Source organism: Xanthomonas bonasiae (assembly GCF_017163705.1).
Taxonomy (GTDB): Bacteria; Pseudomonadota; Gammaproteobacteria; order Xanthomonadales; family Xanthomonadaceae; genus Xanthomonas_A; species Xanthomonas_A bonasiae.
Genome location: NZ_JAFIWB010000012.1, coordinates 1 through 17527, shown reverse-complemented (window position 1 = coordinate 17527; position 17527 = coordinate 1). Strand labels below are relative to the sequence as shown.

Annotated in this window: 16 protein-coding genes; 12 read left to right on the top strand and 4 right to left on the bottom strand. The window is 69.8% G+C overall.

The window, feature by feature from the left end; genetic code table 11:
• Positions 1–87: 87 nt before the first annotated feature.
• Positions 88–546 (top strand): hypothetical protein, encoded by a 459-nt coding sequence (locus JR064_RS11975; RefSeq protein ID WP_191824879.1) that lies wholly within the window; start codon positions 88–90, stop codon positions 544–546.
• A 99-nt stretch (positions 547–645) separates the two neighbouring features.
• Here JR064_RS11975 and JR064_RS11970 read toward each other — a convergent pair whose 3' ends face one another.
• Positions 646–2241 carry an alpha-N-arabinofuranosidase gene (locus JR064_RS11970; protein WP_191824878.1) on the bottom strand — a complete coding sequence of 532 codons (1596 nt, stop codon included), beginning with the start codon at positions 2239–2241 and terminating at the stop codon, positions 646–648.
• 104 nt (positions 2242–2345) lie between these two features.
• Positions 2346–5039 (bottom strand): TonB-dependent receptor, encoded by a 2694-nt coding sequence (locus JR064_RS11965; RefSeq protein WP_206229860.1) that lies wholly within the window; start codon positions 5037–5039, stop codon positions 2346–2348.
• Positions 5040–5573: 534 nt separating this feature from the next.
• On the opposite strand from JR064_RS11965, the gene JR064_RS11960 reads away from it, so the two are divergent.
• Complete coding sequence (locus JR064_RS11960; RefSeq protein ID WP_191824876.1) at positions 5574–6626, top strand: aldose epimerase family protein; 1053 nt, start codon at positions 5574–5576, stop codon at positions 6624–6626.
• Positions 6627–6772: 146 nt separating this feature from the next.
• Here the strand turns inward: JR064_RS11960 and JR064_RS11955 are convergent, their stop codons facing one another.
• A complete protein-coding gene (locus JR064_RS11955) occupies positions 6773–7567 on the bottom strand; it encodes a cytochrome C assembly family protein (RefSeq protein WP_191824875.1) in 795 nt (264 codons plus the stop codon).
• Between the two features lie 252 nt (positions 7568–7819).
• Here JR064_RS11955 and ffh point away from each other — a divergent pair, with 252 nt between their 5' ends.
• The 8 genes from ffh to rplS all read left to right on the top strand — a co-directional run bounded on the left by ffh (position 7820) and on the right by rplS (position 14348).
• On the top strand, positions 7820–9199 hold the full coding sequence (gene ffh / locus JR064_RS11950) for a signal recognition particle protein (protein WP_179570848.1): 1380 nt from the start codon (positions 7820–7822) through the stop codon (positions 9197–9199).
• Positions 9200–9331: 132 nt separating this feature from the next.
• Positions 9332–10147: a DUF2314 domain-containing protein gene (locus tag JR064_RS11945; protein WP_206229859.1), complete on the top strand. Its 816-nt coding sequence runs from the start codon at positions 9332–9334 to the stop codon at positions 10145–10147.
• Positions 10148–10169: 22 nt separating this feature from the next.
• Positions 10170–11234, top strand: a complete 1065-nt coding sequence (locus JR064_RS11940) for an NAD(P)H-dependent flavin oxidoreductase (RefSeq protein WP_206229858.1) — start codon at positions 10170–10172, stop codon at positions 11232–11234.
• Positions 11231–12031, top strand: coding sequence for an aminotransferase class IV family protein (locus tag JR064_RS11935; RefSeq protein ID WP_206229857.1), 801 nt, complete (start codon positions 11231–11233; stop codon positions 12029–12031). Before JR064_RS11940 ends, JR064_RS11935 begins: the two co-directional genes overlap by 4 nt.
• A gap of 96 nt (positions 12032–12127) precedes the next feature.
• Complete coding sequence (gene rpsP / locus JR064_RS11930) at positions 12128–12388, top strand: 30S ribosomal protein S16 (protein ID WP_179570851.1); 261 nt, start codon at positions 12128–12130, stop codon at positions 12386–12388.
• A 43-nt stretch (positions 12389–12431) separates the two neighbouring features.
• On the top strand, positions 12432–12944 hold the full coding sequence (gene rimM, locus JR064_RS11925) for a ribosome maturation factor RimM (protein ID WP_179570852.1): 513 nt from the start codon (positions 12432–12434) through the stop codon (positions 12942–12944).
• Positions 12945–13017: 73 nt separating this feature from the next.
• On the top strand, positions 13018–13800 hold the full coding sequence (gene trmD / locus JR064_RS11920; protein WP_206229856.1) for a tRNA (guanosine(37)-N1)-methyltransferase TrmD: 783 nt from the start codon (positions 13018–13020) through the stop codon (positions 13798–13800).
• Between the two features lie 131 nt (positions 13801–13931).
• The gene (gene rplS / locus JR064_RS11915) at positions 13932–14348 is read left to right on the top strand and encodes a 50S ribosomal protein L19 (RefSeq protein WP_003470862.1); all 417 of its coding nucleotides are present in this window, start codon (positions 13932–13934) and stop codon (positions 14346–14348) included.
• Positions 14349–14799: 451 nt separating this feature from the next.
• Here the strand turns inward: rplS and JR064_RS11910 are convergent, their stop codons facing one another.
• Entirely contained in the window at positions 14800–16260 is a 1461-nt protein-coding gene (locus JR064_RS11910) for an MATE family efflux transporter (RefSeq protein WP_179570854.1), read from the bottom strand.
• Positions 16261–16514: 254 nt separating this feature from the next.
• Here JR064_RS11910 and JR064_RS11905 point away from each other — a divergent pair, with 254 nt between their 5' ends.
• Positions 16515–16799: a hypothetical protein gene (locus JR064_RS11905; RefSeq protein WP_206229855.1), complete on the top strand. Its 285-nt coding sequence runs from the start codon at positions 16515–16517 to the stop codon at positions 16797–16799.
• Positions 16792–17199, top strand: coding sequence for an RNA-binding S4 domain-containing protein (locus JR064_RS11900; protein ID WP_179570856.1), 408 nt, complete (start codon positions 16792–16794; stop codon positions 17197–17199). Before JR064_RS11905 ends, JR064_RS11900 begins: the two co-directional genes overlap by 8 nt.
• Positions 17200–17527: the final 328 nt, after the last annotated feature.

The following is a 17527-nucleotide window of genomic DNA, read 5'->3' as shown; positions in this document are numbered from 1 at the left end:
GGTTCGCCGGCTCCTCTTTTTTTGCCCGGCGCTTGCACGCGCGCCGCGATCCGGGCTTCATAGGCGCCCCCCACACCGGAGCCGTGCATGCGTCGACTGTTCGCCATCCTCGCCTTTCTGCCTGCGCTTGCCGCGGCGCAGGCGCCACCGTGCGCGACGCCGCTGCAGGTGGCCGAGAAGCTGTACCAGGCGCGCGATTTCTATCGGCGGCCGCAGAACCTGGACGGGTTGTTGACGCCGTCCTTCGCCCATGCGGTCGAGGCGGGGCTCGGCTGCACCAAGCGCAAGGGCGCCTGCCGCCTGGGCTACGATCCGTGGACCGATGCGCAGGGCGCCATCGAGGGCGCGCCACGCTTCACCCTGGTGTCCGGCGGCTCCCTGGCCACCGTGCTGGAGGTGCGGATGGACTATCGACGCGCGCTCGGTGGCACCGGCACGGTGAAGATCGAACTGCAGCGCCGCGGCAACGGCTGCTGGGCGGTCAGCGACCTGATCTCGCCGGCCGGCGAATCGCTGTTCGCGCGGCTGTCCGATGCGTCGGAATAGGCGCCGCGCATAAAAAAACCACGCCGACCTGCGTCGGCGCGGTTCGGACGACCTGCCCGCGCCTACAGCGGGAGGGGATGGCGCGGTGGCGTCCGGCGACTACTGCAGTTTCAGCATCACGATCGCCTTGGCCGGCAACGCCACCTTCAGCGTGCCGCCTTGCAGGCTGGCGCCGCCGAAGGCGGTCGGCTTCACCGCCTGCGGCTGTTCGAAGCTGTTGAGCGCGGTCATCTTCGGCGCGGTCAGGATCTGGCCGCTGACGCGCGTGGCCTGCGCGCCGCTGACCTGCACCGAAACCTCTGCTTCGCGGTTCGGGTCCAGGTTGGTCAGCGCCACGTAGACATGCCCGTCCTTGGCCTTCACCGCCGAGCCGTGCACGGCCGGCACGGTGTACTGATCGTGCTTGTAGTCGGGCGTCTTGATCTGCAGCGGCAGATAGGTGGCGTCCTGGTACGGCTTGTACATCATGAACACGTGGTAGGTCGGCGTCAGCAGCATCTTGTCGCCGTCGGTGAGGATCATCGCCTGCAGCACGTTGATCATCTGCGCGATGTTGGCCATGCGCACGCGCTCGGCGTGCGCGGTGAAGATGTCCAGATTGATCGAGGCCACCAGCGCGTCGCGCAGCGTGTTCTGCTGGTGCAGGAAGCCGGGGTTGGAGCCGGGCAGGCCGGCGTACCAGGTGCCCCATTCGTCCACCACCAACGCCACTTTCTTTTCCGGGTCGTACTTGTCCATCACCGCGCTGTGCTTGGTGATCAGTTCGTCCATGCGCAGCGTGCGCGACAGCGTCTCGATCCACAGGGTCTCGTCGAAGTCGGTGGACGAGGCGCGCGGCGGCCAGCCGCCGCCGGGCAGGGTGTAGTAGTGCAGGCTCAGGCCGTCCATGAACTTGGTGGCCTCGCGCATCATCACCTCGGTCCAGTGATAGTCGTCGTTGTTGGGTCCTGGGGCGATCTTCAGGATGGTGGCGCCGGCCGGCGCCTTGACGAAGGTCTGGTAGCGGCGGTACACGTCGGCGGCATATTCCACGCGCATGTTGCCGCCGCAGCCCCACAGTTCGTTGCCGACGCCGAAGTACGGCACCTTCCACGGTTGCTGGCGGCCGTTGCCGATGCGCTCCTTCGCCAGCGTCGATCCGGCCGGGCCGGTCATGTACTCGACCCACTGCGCCATCTCGTCCGGCGCGGCATTGCCGACGTTGCCGGCCACGTAGGCTTCGCTGCCGATCAGCTCGACGAAGTCCATGAATTCGTGGGTGCCGAAGCTGTTGGGTTCCTCGACGCCGCCCCAGTGGGTGTTGATGCTGGTCGGGCGCTTGGCGCGCGGGCCGATGCCGTCGCGCCAGTGGTATTCGTCGGCGAAGCATCCGCCCGGCCAGCGCACGTTCGGAATCTGCAGATCCTTCAGCGCGGCGACCACGTCGTTGCGGTAGCCGCGGGTATTGGGGATCTTGGAATCCGGGCCGACCCACAGGCCGCCATAGATGCCGGTGCCGAGGTGTTCTGCGAACTGGCCGAAGATGTTGCGCGACACCTGCGCGCCGGGCTGGTCGGCGCGCAGCGTGCCACGCACCTCGACGTCGGCTGCCTGCGCCAGGCCGGCGCAGAGCGTCAGCGCCGCCATCGCCGCGGCCAGCGGCAGGCGCCGCCGCCAGCGTATCGCGGCATTCTTCAATGAACGGGTCGAGAGCATCGGTGTCTCCTAGTGGGCAGGGGCGGCGCATCCGTGCACGGGCGCCGCGTCGGTGATGGTCGCATGCGACCGTGGCGGGTGGGCGCCACAGCGCTGCGCGGGTCTCAGAAGCGGAAGCGCAATCCCAGGCTGAAGGTGCGCTCCGCGACCCCGATGTCGCGCGGGAAGCGGTACGAATCGCCGAAGTAGTTGCGGGTGACCTGGCCGAGCAGGTTGGTCGCCTCCAGCGATACGGTCATGGCGTCGTCGATGTCGTAGTTCATCGCGAAATCCAGCGAGTCGGTCGGCGCCACGTAGATCGACTGCGGCTGGTCGCCGCTGGCGGTGTAGCTGAGCGCGTATTCGCTGCGCCAGTTGTAGGCCAGGCGGCTGGAGAAGGCGCCCTTCTGGTAGATCAGCACGGCGTTGTAGGCGCGGTCGGAGACGTTGACCAGGTCCTGCATCTGCCCGCTGGGCGACTCGGTCTGCGCATCGATGAAGGTGGCGTTGAGCTGGGTGCCGAAGCCGGACAGCCAGCCGGGCAGGAAATCGTAGAACTGGGTGTAGGCAAGCTCGATGCCCTTCAGCGTGCCGTCGCCGGTATTGCGCGGGCGGCTCACCGAGTAGGTCACCCCGTTGATGACTTCGTCGCTGGCGTAGGTCTGGATGTAGCCGTCGATGCGGCGGTAGAACGCCGCCGCCGACAGCAGCGAGCCGGGGCGGAAATACCATTCCAGCGACAGGTCCAGGTTCTCCGATTTGACCGGATTCAGATCCGGATTGCCGCCGCTGCCGGTCGCCGGCACGGTGGCGGTGGCCTGGTAGAGCGACAGCTGCGGATTGAGCGCGCTGAAGCTGGCGCGGGTGATCGACTTGCCGTACGAGGCGCGCAGCAGCAGGTCGTCGCGGATCGACAGGTTGGCGCTGAAGCTGGGCAGCAGTTCGGTGTCGCTCTTGTCGATGCTGACCGGCGAGTTGGCGCCATCGACGATCTGGGTGCCTTGCAATTGCGCGTCCAGCTTCACCGCCCGCACCCCGACCGCGCCATCCAGGTTCATGCCGCCCACGCTGGTGGAGTAGCGGGCCTGCAGGTAGGCCGCGTAGCTGTCTTCCTTGTCGTCGAAGTACAGCGAGGGACTCGCGGTCGGCGCCGCGGCGTCGTAGCCCATCGCCGCGCGGATCAGTCCTGCGTTGGCGAGCAGGTAGTCGCGGTCGGCCACCATCCACTGCGAGGTCGACACCGAACGTTCGCCGTTGAGCAAGTTGCTCGGCGTGGTCGAGGCCAGGCCGGCCAGGTCGTCGACGAACACGGTGCCGCCGCTGATGTTGGTGCGCCCGCCGGTATCGGCGGCGACGTTCTTCGCCTCGCGGCGGCTGGCGCGGAAGCCGAAGTCCAGCGCGGCGAGCGGGCCGGCGTCGAGCCTGAAGCTGCCGTCGCCCTTCCACGACCAGTCCTTGCCTTCCTGCCGGCTCCACGCGTCGTAGTACTGGTGCAGCCAGTAGTTGGACGCGTCGGCGACGCCGTAGGCGCTGCCGTCGGCGTTGCTGACCCGCGCGTCGGAGGCGCCCTTGTTGTCGAAGTTCATCGTGATCGATGGTGCGATGAATGCGGTATCGAGGATGAAGCTGCGGTTGTCGGCCTTGCTGTAGGTATAGGCCAGATCGGTGGACAGGCTCAGGCGTTCGCCCTTCCAGCTGCCGCCGATCGCGCTCTGGTAGGTGTCGGAGGTGTTGGCGTAGGCCTGGTTGCTGGTCAGCGTGAACAGGTCGCGCGCGGTGATGCTCTGGGCGACGTTGGTGCCCGGCTTGGTGGTCACGCTGACCACGTTGTCGGCGTTGACCAGGGTCGGCAGCGGGATCCAGAAGTTGACCTGCGAATCGTTGCGGTAGCCGACGTAGAAATTCTCGAAGTACAGCTCGGTGTTCTCGTTCGGCGCCCACTGCAAGGTCAGATTGGCCGAGCGGCGGTCGCGGTCGCCGATGGTGTAGATCGAGCCGATGGTATCGGGAACGTAGATCTGCTCGCCGGGATTGGCCGGGTTGTCCTTCAGCGTGTAGGTGCCGTTGAAGGTATTGCTTTCCTGATATTGCTGGGACTGGTAGGAGACGCTGCCCATCACCCCGAACTTGCCGGCATCGGTGTGCCACAACTTGTTCGCGGTCAGGCTGCCGTTGGGGTCGGCTTCGCCGGAGTTGCGGCTGTACAACGCGCGTGCGCTGCCGGCCAGGGTCCAGTCGTTCTGGAAGTCGAACGGCCGCCGCAGGCGCACGTCGATCAAGCCGCCGATACCGCCCTCGATGTTTTCCGCGCCGCTGGTCTTGTACACGTCCACGCGCTGCAGCAGGTCGGCAGGAATGTCGGCCAGGGTCATGCTGCGGCCGGTGGTGGTGAACACGTTGCGGCCGTTGAGCGTGGTCACCACGTCCGGCAGGCCGCGCACCAGCACCGTGCTCACTTCGCCGGCGCTGCGCGCCACCTGCACCCCGGTGACCCGCTGCAGCGCCGCGGCCACGCTGTTGTCCGGCAGCTTGCCCACGTCCTCGGCCACGATCGAGTCGGTGATCTGGGTGCTGTTCTGCTTCAGCGCGATAGCACTGGCGATGCTGCCGCGCACGCCCTTGACCTCGACCGTGTCCAGCTGCGTCGGCGCCTGAGCGCCGCTCGCGGCTTGTGCGGTGTCGGCGGCCGAAGCGTCCGAGCCCGGTTCGGTCTGCTGCGCGGCGGCGCTGCCCGCGGCCAGGATCAGGCTCAGCGCCGCAGCCAGCGCATGCGGCAAGGGACGCGGCGTGGGCCGGCGGTTCGTGGTCACGATCTTCATCGCAGGTAACTCCTCCCAGAGTCGTGCGGACGATGGCGCGATGGCGCCGCGATGCAGTGCGGTCGCCTTCGGTGTGCGGGACTGGCGATGCCGTGGCAAGGCCATTCCGAGTGGTGCGACTGGGTGCATGCGCAGAGCGCGCGTCGGGCCACATCGCGATGGCCCGACGCGTTGCGCCAGGAAGGCAGGTGCAAGGGGGCGCAGTCCCCACGCTCGGCTGCGGCGCAGTCGCGGCGGGGATCACGGGCGTGCCCATCCAGGTTCAGCGAGCGGAGAATAGAGGAGCGACGAATAACCGACTAATGATTTAAATCGACTTATCGATATGGGGATTGCAATGCTGCAATGCCGCAGATTTTTCGCTGACGCTCGACGCGGCGAGCGCGTGCCGTCGCTGCACGCAACGCGCCTGCGTCCACGCGACGGGTCCCAGCGTCGCCGTGGCCAAGGACGCGGCGATGGCTTGCGACCGGCTGCGCTGGTTATGCTGCGCGGCACGCGTGGAACGCGCGCTCACCCAACCAGGACCTCTGCATGTCATCGATCTTCGGCCAGCTTCCCGACGGTACCGCCATCCAACGCGTGGTTCTGGACAGCGGCGCGGGCCTGCGCGCGGAACTGCTGACCTATGGCGGCCTGCTGCGCAGCCTCAGCCTGGACACCGCGCGTGGCCGCACCGAATTGGTCCTCGGCCTGCCGACGCTGGATGCGTACCTGCACGACCCGGCCTATCTCGGCGTGCTGGTCGGCCGCTTCGGCAACCGCATCGCCGGGTCGGCCTTCAGCGTGGACGGGCAGCGCTACGCGCTCAGCGCCAACGAGGGCGCCAATCATCTGCATGGCGGCGCATGCGGATTCGGGCGCCGGGTGTGGTCGCTGCAGGCGCAGACCGAGCGCAGCCTGCAATTGCACTACGACTCGCCGGCCGGCGAGGAAGGCTATCCGGGCAACCTGCAGGTCAGCGCCGAGTTCAAGCTGCATGGCCGCACCCTGGAACTGCAGTTCGCCGCGCAGACCGATGCGCCGACCCCGCTCAATCTCACCCATCATCCGTACTTCAACCTGGCCGGCGATGCCAGCGTGGCGGCTGCCGCGCAGTGGCTGCGGGTGCCGGCCGACCGTTACCTGCCGGTGGCCGACGCGGCGCTGCTGCCGAGCGGCGAGATCGCCGGTGTGGCCGGCACCCCATTCGACTTCCGCACGCCGCGCGCGATCGCCGACAAGGACAGTGCCGCCGATCCGCAGCTGCGCCTGAGCGGCGGCTACGACCATTGCCTGGTGCTGGCGCAGGCGCGCGACTGCAGCGCCATCCTGTATTCGCCGCACAGCGGCGTGGCCATGCGCATCGCCAGCGCGATGCCGGCGCTGCAACTGTACGAAGGGCATTGGCTGGACCGCCAGCATCCGGGCCTGGGCCGCGGCGTGTGCCTGGAGCCGCAGGGCTATCCGGATGCGCCGAACCAGCCGGGCTTTCCCGATACCATCCTGCGTCCCGGCCAGGTCTACCGGCACCGCATCGAATACCGCTTCGCCGAGGTCGGCGCGGATGCCGATTGGGAGGCTGTGGAGGCGGCGCTGGCAGACTGAGCTGCGATGCAGATCGCCGCGGGCAGATAGCGCGATTCCTGTAGAGCGGCTTCAGCCGCGACCGGGCGCCGAGGAATGTCAGCTGCGGAAACATTCTGTCGCGGCTGAAGCCGCTCCTACACAGGATGCATCGCGCATCCCAGCCGCTACTGCGGATGCCCGAGCACCAGTTCGATCACGAACTTGCTGCCGAAGAACGCCAGCAGCAGCAACAGCATCGCCGCCAGCGTCCAGTGCACCGCCTTGATCCCGCGCCAGCCATAGCGCCAGCGGCCGAACAGCAGCGCGCCGAACACGATCCACGACAGCACGCTGAGCACGGTCTTCTGCACCAGCCGCTGCGCCAGGAAATCCTGCACGAACAGCACCCCGGTGAGCAGGGTCAGGGTCAGCAGGATGAAGCCGACCACGATGGTGCGGAACAGCAGCGTCTCCAGCGCGGTCAGCGGCGGCAGCGCGCGCAGCCACGGGTGGAAATCGCGGCGGCGCAGCGCGCGCTCCTGCAGCCACAGCATCACCGCCAGCAGCGCGGCGATGCCCAGCGTGGCGTAGGCCAGCAGCGCCATCCACGCATGCAGCTGCAGCCGCCAGTCCAGCAGCGGTGCCGGTTCGTGGCCGTGCGAGTGGTAGGCCAGCAGCAGCGCCGCCGACAGCGGGAACACCACCACGCCCAGCGCCGCCATGCGGCCGCTGGCGCCGACCAGCGCGGTCATCAGCGCCATGCCCAGGCTGACCAGCGACAGCGCGGCGAAGAAGTGCATGTCCGGCCCGCCGGCGGTGTGCAGCGCGACTTCCACGTGATAGCCCGCATGCAGCGCCACCGCCGGCAGCGCCGCCCACAGCCAGGCGCGGCTGCGTTCGACCCGGTCGCGCACCACCGAGCCGACCAGCAGGCCGGTAGCGGTCAGGTACAGCAGGGTCGCGACGAGGATCAGGAGCATCGCGCCAGTTTCGCATATCGGGCCCGCGCTCGTGGCGGCGGCCCGGTCGATCGGACGCACCCGCTCGCGCCGCGCCCACGGCAGCGCGCCATGCGCGACGGCATCGGCGGCACCGCGAGGAAGCCGGCAGGCGGCGGCGCCAGGGCGGGGCGGCCTGCCTATGCCGCTACGGGCCCGAGCCGGGGCCGGCTCCGGGATCGCCGGCCGGCGCGGCTATAATCGACGACCGTTTCCCGTCTGCGACCCGCCCGCATGTTCGAATCCCTCACCCAACGCCTCTCCGGCACCATGCAGCGCCTGCGCGGCCGCGGCCGCCTGACCGAGGAGAACATCCGCGAAGCCACCCGCGAAGTGCGCATCGCGCTGCTCGAGGCCGACGTCGCGCTGCCGGTGGTGCAGGCGCTGATCGAGCGCATCAAGGTGCGCGCGGTCGGCCAGGAAGTGCTCAAGAGCCTGACCCCGGGCCAGGCGCTGATCAAGGTCGTGCGCGACGAGCTGACCACGGTGATGGGCTCGGCCGCCAGCGACCTCAACCTCAACGTGCCGGCGCCGGCGATCGTGCTGATGGCCGGCCTGCAGGGCGCGGGCAAGACCACCACGGTCGGCAAGCTGGCCAAGCACCTGAAGGAAAAGCGCAAGAAGAAGGTGATGGTGGTCTCCGCCGACGTCTACCGTCCGGCGGCGATCGAGCAGCTCAAGACCCTGGCCGAGCAGGTCGGGGTGCTGTTCTTCCCGTCCGAGGCCTCGCAGCAGCCGGTGGACATCGTCCGCGCCGCGATCGCCGACGCGCGCAAGTCCTTCGTCGACGTGCTGCTGGTCGACACCGCCGGCCGCCTCGCCATCGACGCGGCGATGATGACCGAGATCAAGGCGCTGCACGCCGCGATCAACCCGGCCGAAACCCTGTTCGTGGTCGATGCGATGACCGGCCAGGACGCGGCCAACACCGCCAAGGCGTTCAGCGAAGCGCTGCCGCTGACCGGCGTGGTGCTGACCAAGACCGACGGCGACGCCCGCGGCGGCGCCGCGCTGAGCGTGCGCTACATCACCGGCAAGCCGATCAAGTTCATCGGCGTGGGCGAGAAGCCCGACGGCCTGGACGTGTTCCATCCCGACCGCCTGGCCAGCCGCATCCTGGACATGGGCGACGTGCTGTCGCTGGTCGAGCAGGTCGAGCACCAGGTCGACAAGGACAAGGCGCAGAAGCTCGCCGAGAAGGTCGCCAAGGGCAAGAAGTTCGACCTCAACGACATGCGCGACCAGCTCGAGCAGATGCAGAACATGGGCGGCATTTCCGGGCTGATGGACAAGCTGCCGGGCATGGGCCAGATCCCCGAGCACCTCAAGCAGCAGGTCGCCGGCAACAAGGACGTGCCGCGGATGATCGCGATCATCGGCTCGATGACCAAGAAGGAGCGGCGCAATCCGACCCTGCTCAACGGTTCGCGCCGCGCCCGCATCGCGCGCGGTTCCGGCACCCAGCCGGCCGACGTCAACAAGCTGATGAAGCAGTTCCAGCAAATGGAAAAGATGATGTCGAAGATGGCCGGCGGCGGCATGAAGGGCCTGATGCGCGGCATGAAGGGCATGATGGGCGGCATGGGCGGCCGCGGCGGCCTGCCGTTCCGCTGAGGCCGGTGCGCATGCGCTGCGCGCGCGCAGCGCTCCTGAGCCGCGGCATCCCCGGTCGCGCCGTGCGCTCCTGCGCTCGCGGCGCCGCGAGCGCGTCGACTGCGATCTGTTCTCGACGAGGAAGTCAGTGCGATGAATGAGGATTCAGCCTATTCCGTGGGCGGCGAAGACGCCGCGATGCAGGCGGCGTACGTCGCCGCGCGCGGCACCTTCAAGTTCTTCTGGCGCGAGATGTCCTGGGAATACCGGCGCATCGTGCCGGGACTGGACATGGCGGCGGTGAAGCTGGCGTTCGCGACCGATGCCACCGACCAAGGCGTGCCATCGGTCGAACACATGTGGGTCGGCGACGTGCAGTTCGACGGGCACACCGTCTCCGGCACCCTGCTCAACGATCCGGACCACATCGCTGCGTTGCAGGCCGGCGCCGCGGTCGCCGCTCCGGTCGCGGAGCTGGAGGACTGGATGTACGTCATCGACGGCAAGGTCTATGGCGGCTACACCATCGATGCGCTGCGTCGCGGCATGTCGGCCGCCGAGCGCGCCGAGCACGACGCCGCCTGGGGCCTGGAATTCGGTGCGCCCGGGCAGGTGCGGCTGGTGCCCGCGCCGAAGCGCGGGCTGTTCGCCGGTATGCTCGGTCGCAACGACGGCGCCGAGGACGATGCCGAGGCGCTGTCGCTGCGCGAGCACCCGATGAGCGAGAACATGGGTCCGCGCATCGACGAAGACCTGCGCGGCCGCCCCGATGCGGTGCACGTGCTCGACGAGCAGGGCTGGACGCTGCTGCAGCGCGACGCGCTGGCCGGCAACTACCAGCCGGTGGCGATGCTGTTGCAGCACGGCGCGGATCCGTCGCTGCGCAACCCGCTGGGACGCACGGCGCTGGAGCTGGCGCAGCAGATGCAGTGGCCGCGGATCGTGCAACTGCTGCAACAGGCGGGCTGACGTGAGGCCTTCGGCGGCGTCCTTGTTGACACGCACGCGCGCATCGGACTTTTGCCAGCGCTACCGGTTGCGCGCGCCGATCCTGCTGGCGCCGATGGCCGGGGCCTGCCCGGTGCCGCTGTCGGTGGCGGTCGCGCAGGCCGGCGGCATGGGCGCGATGGGCGCGGTGCTGTCCTCGGTCGCGGACATCGGCGCCTGGATGGACGCGTTTCGGCGCGATACCGATGGGCCGGCGCAGGTCAACCTGTGGGTGCCGGATCCGCCGCCGCTGCGCGATGCCGCGGCCGAGGCGGCCACGCGCGCGTTCCTCGCGCAGTGGGGGCCGCCGGTCGAGGCTGCCGCCGGCGATGCCGGTCCAGCCGATTTCGACGCGCAATGCGCCGCGCTGCTGGCCGCGCGGCCAGCGGTGGCGTCCTCGATCATGGGCCTGTTCCCGCCCGCCTTCGTCGCGCAGCTGAAGCGGGCCGGCATCGCCTGGTTCGCCTGTGCCACCACGCTGGACGAGGCGCTGGCGGCGCAGGCGGCCGGCGCCGATGCGGTGGTCGCGCAGGGCGCGGAGGCCGGCGGCCACCGCGGCGCGTTCGATGCGGCGCGCGCCGAGCAGCAGCTGACCGGGCTGTTCGCGTTGCTGCCGCGGTTGGCCGATCGGCTGGACGTGCCGGTGATCGCCGCCGGCGGCATCGCCGATGGCCGCGGCATCGCTGCGGCGCTGACCCTGGGGGCCAGCGCGGTACAGATCGGCACCGCCTTCCTGCGCACCCCGGAGGCGGCGCTGGCGCCAGCCTGGGCCGAGGCGCTGGCACGCGCCGAGCCGGAACAGACCGTGCCGACCCGCGCCTTTTCCGGCCGCCTCGGCCGCGCGCTGGCCACCGACTACGTGCGCGCCGCCGCCGAGCCGACGGCGCCGCCGCCGCGGCCCTACCCGGTGCAGCGCGGGCTGACCGCGCCGATGCGCCAGGCCGCGGTGCGCGAAGGTCGCCTGGCGGCGATGCAGGCCTGGGCCGGGCAGTCGGCGTGGATGGCGCCGGCGCTGCCGGCGGCGACGCTGCTCGACAGCTGGTGGGACCAGGCGCAGGCGCTGCTGTGAGCGCGAGGCTGTTCTGCAACGGACGGCCGGCGAGCGCGGAGGCATTGGCCGCGCCGGCGCTGGTCAACTACGGCCACTTCAGCACGATGCAGGTCCGCGACGGCGCGGTGCGCGGCTTCGACCTGCATCTGCGGCGGCTCGATGAGGCCACCCGCACGCTGTTCGGCAGCGAACTGCCGGCCGCCCGGATCCGCGCCGAACTGCGCGCGGCGTTGCAGGCATTCGGCAGCGGCGATGCGTCGCTGCGCGCCAGCGTGTTCGCCCGCGACTTCGATTTCCGCCGCGCCGATGCGGCCTGCACGCCGGAATTGCTGGTCTCGCTGGCGGCGCCCGCGCAGGCGGATGCCACGCCGTTGCGGCTGCGCAGCGCGGTGTTCGCGCGCGAACTGCCGCAGATCAAGCACGCTGGCACGTTCGCCTTGTTCCACCAACGCCGGCTGGCGCTGCAGGCCGGCTTCGACGATGCGCTGTTCGTCGACGCGCAAGGGCTGGTCGCCGAGGGGTCGATCTGGAACCTGGGTGTGTGGGACGGGCAGGGTGTGGTGTGGCCGCAGGCGCCGGCCCTGCGCGGCACCCAGGAGCGGCTGCTGCAGGCCGGCCTGGCCAAGCTCGGCATCGCCCAGCAGGTGCGGCCGCTGCACCTGCGCGAACTGGCCGGGTGTGCCGCCGCCTTCGCCTGCAATGCGCGCGGTCAGCAGGCCATCGCCGCGGTGGACGGGCAGGCGCTGGGGCCGGCCGCGGAGCTGTTGCGGATACTGAACGCCGCCGTCGAGACCCAGGCCTGGCAAGCCATCTGACCGGTCTGGGGGCGACTTGGCAGCGTTCCGCCCGCCCGCTATAATCGCCGGCTTACCGCGCCATCCTGGCGACTGGGCAACACCGGAAAACTCACCATGGTCAAGATTCGCCTTACCCGTGGCGGCGCCAAGAAGCGCCCCTTCTACCACATCATCGTCACCGACGTGCGCAGCGCGCGCGACGGCCGCAACATCGAGCGCCTGGGCTATTACAACCCGGTCGCGCAGGGCGCCGAGCCGCGTATCGTGCTCGACCTGCCGCGCGTTGACCATTGGGTGTCCAATGGCGCGCAGCTGACCGACAAGGTGCGCAACCTGTACAAGGAAGCGACCAAGGCCCAGGCCACCGCGGCCTGATCCTGCGGGCCGCGCCTGGCGCGGCCCTTCGGTTTTTGCACCCATGAAAGACAGCCAGCGCCGTATCCTGCTGGGCAGGATCCTGGGCGCCTTCGGCGTACGTGGCGAGGCCAAGCTCGAGTCGTGGACCGAGCCGCGCCTCGCCATTTTTCGCTACCAGCCCTGGATCGTGCGCAAGCCCGACGGCAGCGAAAGCACCCTCAGCGGGGTGCGCGGCCGCGAATCCAGCAAGCATCTGGTGGTCACCTTGCCCGACGTCACCGATCGCGATGCGGTCGAGGCGCTGCGCGGCACCGAGATCTACGTGGCGCGCGACACCCTGCCGCCGCCCAAGCCCGACGAATACTACTGGGTGGACCTGGAAGGCCTGGACGTGCGCACCGTCGACGGCGTGGCCCTGGGCCAGGTCTCGCACCTGTTCTCCAACGGCGCCAACGACGTGCTGGTGGTGCGCGGCGACCGCGAGCGGCTGCTGCCGTTCGTGCAGCCGGACTACGTCAAGTCGGTGGATTTCGAGGCCAACCTGATCGTGGTCGACTGGGACCCCGAGTTCTGAGCAAGGCGGCCATGCGGCCGCTTTCGCTCTTGCTGTTCCCATTCCCCATTCTCGACTCCCCATTCCCGGCCCCATGCGCATCGACGTCATCAGCCTGTTCCCCGAGTTCGTCGCCCAGTGCGCCGCGTTCGGCGTGGTCGGGCGTGCGCAGGAGCGCGCGCTGCTGGCGCTGCACGGCTGGAATCCGCGCGATTACGCCACCGGCGGCTACCGCAAGGTGGACGACCGCCCGTTCGGCGGCGGCCCGGGCATGGTGATGATGATCGAGCCGCTGCAGGCCTGCCTGCAGGCGGTGCGCGAGGCCGACCCGCAACCGGCGCCGGTCATCTACCTGAGCCCGCAGGGCGCGCCGCTGACCCAGGCCAAGGCCCGCCAGCTGGCGGCCTTGCCGCGGCTGGTGCTGCTGTGCGGACGCTACGAGGGGGTGGACGAGCGCTTCGTCGCCGTGGCGGTGGACGAGGAACTCTCGATCGGCGACTACGTGCTGTCCGGCGGCGAGCTGGCCGCGGCGGTGCTGGTCGATGCGGTCACCCGGTTGCAGGAGGGCGCGCTGAACGATGCCGAGTCCGCCGCCCAGGACAGCTTCGAAGGCCCGGACGGCCTGCTCGACTGCCCGCACTACACCCATCCGCGCGAGCACGCGCTGGGCGAGGTGCCGGCCATCCTGCGCTCCGGCAACCATGCCGCGATCGCGCGCTGGCGGCGCATGCAGGCGCTGGGCCGGACCTGGCTGCGGCGCCCGGACCTGCTGGACGAGGCGGCGCTGAGCGCGGCCGACCGCCGCCTGCTGGAGGAATTCCGCCAGGGCCTGCAGGCCGATCCGGCCCCCGTGCAGGAAAATCCATCCAAGCCCTAGCCATGGCGGCACGACTGGGTTAAAATGCCCGGCTTTCCGGCCTAGCCATCTGCGCTTGGCCCATCCGTATATCGCGCAATCGCCGTGCGGCGACTGCCGGACCACCTCACCAGACACAAGCGGTGCCCACCATGAGCAAGCTCAACAAGACCATCCTGGCCGACTTCGAAGCCGCCCAGATCCAGCGCAAGCTGCCGGAGTTCAACCAGGGCGACACCATCGTCGTCAACGTCAAGGTGAAGGAAGGCAACCGCGAGCGCGTCCAGGCCTACGAGGGCGTGGTGATCGGCACCAAGAACGCCGGCCTGAACTCCTCGTTCACCGTGCGCAAGATCTCCCACGGCTTCGGCGTGGAGCGCGTGTTCCAGAGCCACAGCGCCATCATCGACTCGGTCGAAGTGAAGCGCCGCGGCAAGGTCCGCGCCGGCAAGCTGTACTACCTGCGTGGCCTGGAAGGCAAGGCCGCCCGCATCAAGGAAGATCTGGCCGCCGCTGCACAGGCCAAGGTCGCGCGTCAGGCCGCTGCGGCCGCCGCCAAGGCCGAGTAATCCCCGGCGACTTCGGTCGCTGCCGCGACGGCCGCCTTCGGGCGGCCGTTTGCGTTTGGGCGGCGGTGTGGCCGCGATGGCGCGTGGCTGCGCCGCTGCGCTCGATATGTCGGGCGTGCGCTCGGCATGACGCGGGCAGGGGATTTCCGGTCGGGGGCGAAGGCTCCTGCCGCAGCGCACCGGGCCGGCCAGCCGCAAATCCTGTAGGAGCGGTTTCAACCGCGACCGAGCGAAGCCGCGGACCATCCGTGGCCAACGCGTCGGCGGCTTCAGCCCCGACGGCGTTCTCTCGATGCCGCTTCGGCCGAGGCGGAGTGAGCGGGCTTCCCGGAGCCATCGAAGGCGGCATGTGGGAGCGACTTCAGTCGCGACGGGACTTCCCGGGAAATCCCGTCGCCATCGAGGCCGCTCCCACAGGCGATCGCCTCGATCGAAACGCGGGCGCGCACGCTCAGCGCGCCGGCTCCTGCACGATCGACACGTCCGCGACCGCGGCCGGCGGCGCCGCCGGCACTTCCGCCGGATGCGCCATTTCCTCGGGGCGGGGCTGGCTCAGCATCTGCGCCTTGCGCCAGTTGCCCCAGCGGTAATAGGCCAGCGACAAGGCCATCGCGCAGATCGAACTGGTCGGGAAGCTCCACCACACCGCATCGGCGCCGAACTGCGGCTGCAGCAGCTGCGCGAACGGCACGCGGATGCCCCACAGTGCCAGCGCCAGGATCAGCAGCGGCGGCATCACCGCGCCGGTGGCACGGACCACGCCGGAGATCACGAAGGTCACGCCGAAGAACAGGAACGACCACACCGCGATGTGGTTGAGGTGGCGCGCGATCTCCAGCGCCGCGCTGTGCGGCGGCAGGAACAGCGCCAGGGTCCAGCGGTCGAGCAGGATCAGCGGCGCGATCAGCGCGCCGGTCAGCAGGAAGTTGAACAGCACGCCCTGCCGCGCGGTCGCCGCGACCCGGTCCCAGCGCTGCGCGCCGACGTTCTGCGCGGCCATCGACGAACAGGCCGCGCCGATCGCCATCGCCGGCATCTGCACGTAGGTCCACAGCTGCATCGCCGCACCGTAGGCGGCCGAGGTATCGGTGCCGTAGCCGTTGACCATCGAGATCATCACGATCATCGCCAGCGAGATCAGCACCATCTGCAGGCCCATCGGCACGCCCTTGACCACCAGCGCGCGCAGGATCGTCGGGTCGATGCGGAACAGCCGTGCGTCCTGCCGGCCCAGCCACAGCACATGGCGCTTGTGCCGCAGGTACAGCAGCAGGCCGCCCAGGGCGATGGCCTGGGCGATCAGCGTGGCCCAGGCCGCGCCGGCGATGCCCAGCTTCGGGAACGGCCCCAGCCCGAACAGCAGCAGCGGATTGAAGCCGATATCCAGCGCCACCGACAGCAGCAGGAAGCGGAACGGGGTGCGCGAGTCGCCGGTGCCGCGCAGCGCCGCCGACAGGAACGCGAACGCGTACAGCAGCGGCATCGCCAGGAAGATCACCCGCAGGTAGGCCTCGGCCAGCGGCAGCGAGGCGGCCGGGGTGCCCATCGCCGCGAGCAGGTGCCGCGCCAGCCACCAGCCGCCGGCCGCGATCAGCACCGAGATGCCGATGAAAAACGTGGCGCTGGTGCCCATCACCCGCCGCGCCTGGACCACGTCGCCGCGGCCCATCGCCTGGCCGATCAGGATGGTGGCGGCCATGCCGATGCCGAACACCGAGCCGATCAGGAAGAACATGATGCTGTTGGCGTTGGCCGCCGCGGTCAGCGCCGCCTCGCCGAGGTAGCGGCCCACCCAGATCGCGTTGACCGACCCGTTCAGCGACTGCGCGATGTTGCCGGCCAGGATCGGCAGCGCGAACAGCAGCAACTGCCGGCCGATCGGGCCTTCGGTGAGGGTGGCGGGCTTGGCCATCGCTTGCCTGCAGGGACGGGAGCGGGGAGCCGCGCACACTAGCACCTGCGCGCGACCCCGGGGAGGCGACGCATGGCAGATGTGGCGCGGCGGCGAACGTCCTAGACTGAAGGCGTCGATGCTGAAGCGGCGATCGCCGCCCGCCGATGGTGCGCCGGCCCGTCGGCGGTGCAGGCGCACGCGGCCGGGCCTTTCGGTGCAGTTTCAGGCCTGGGCGCAGGCTGTCGGCGCTGCACTCACCGGAGGAACTTGCAATGCCGCGATCGCGCCGCAACCTGCAGTGGATCGGATGCAGCGCGCTGGCGCTGGCACTGGCCGCTTGTGCCGACAACGCGCGCCGGGACGAGGCCCACCTGCGGCCGGGCGAGCGCCCGGAATGCCTGGTCGGCGAGGACGCCAGCGCGCTCCCGCGCCGCGCCGACGGCCTGGCCGCCAGCCAGCGCCAGCAGCGCTGCCATCCGCAGGAGTCGCTGCAGTGGTCCGGCGAGCGACGCGACGATCGACCGATGAACGTGGATTTCCGTAAACGCGATGAATGAACCGCTAGCGCAACCGAGTGTGGTCCGGCTGGATGTCTGGCTATGGGCCGCACGCTTCTTCAAGACCCGCAGCGTGGCCAAGCAGGCGGTGGAGACCGGCAAGGTCGACGTGGCCGGGCAGCGGCCGAAATCCTCGCGCGCGGTGCGCGTGGGCGAGCAGTTGCGCGTGGAGCGCGGCGAGGAGGTGTTCGAGATCCAGGTGCTGGCGCTCAGCGACGACCGCGGCCCGGCCAGCGTCGCGCAGACGCTGTACCAGGAGAGCGAGGCCTCGCGCGAGCGGCGCGCGCAGCAACGCGCGCAACGCAGCGCCGAACGCAACGGCTACCAGGCGCCCGAGGGCAAGCCGGACAAGCGCGCGCGGCGGTTGATCCGCGCGCTGGGCGATCTCGACGCGTTGTAGGGGCTTTGACGGGGACGGCCGTTTCCGAAGACGCGACGACGCGGGCCAACGTGCGCTGGGCAGATGCGCCGCGCTCCGCTCGATGCTCGCGGCCCCTCGCTCGCTTCCGCCGGCTGGGGTGGTTTTCCACGCATCGTGCAGTCGGGACTGAAGTCCCTCCCACAGTGCATCCAGCAGGCGCGCCGCGGAGTTCCTGTAGGAGCGGCTTCAGCCGCGACGAGCGAAGCGGTGGACCGATCGGTGTTGGAGGATGTCGGGACTGAAGTCCCTCCTACAGTGCACCCAGCCGGCGCGCCGCGGAGTTCCTGTAGGAGCGGCTTCAGCCGCG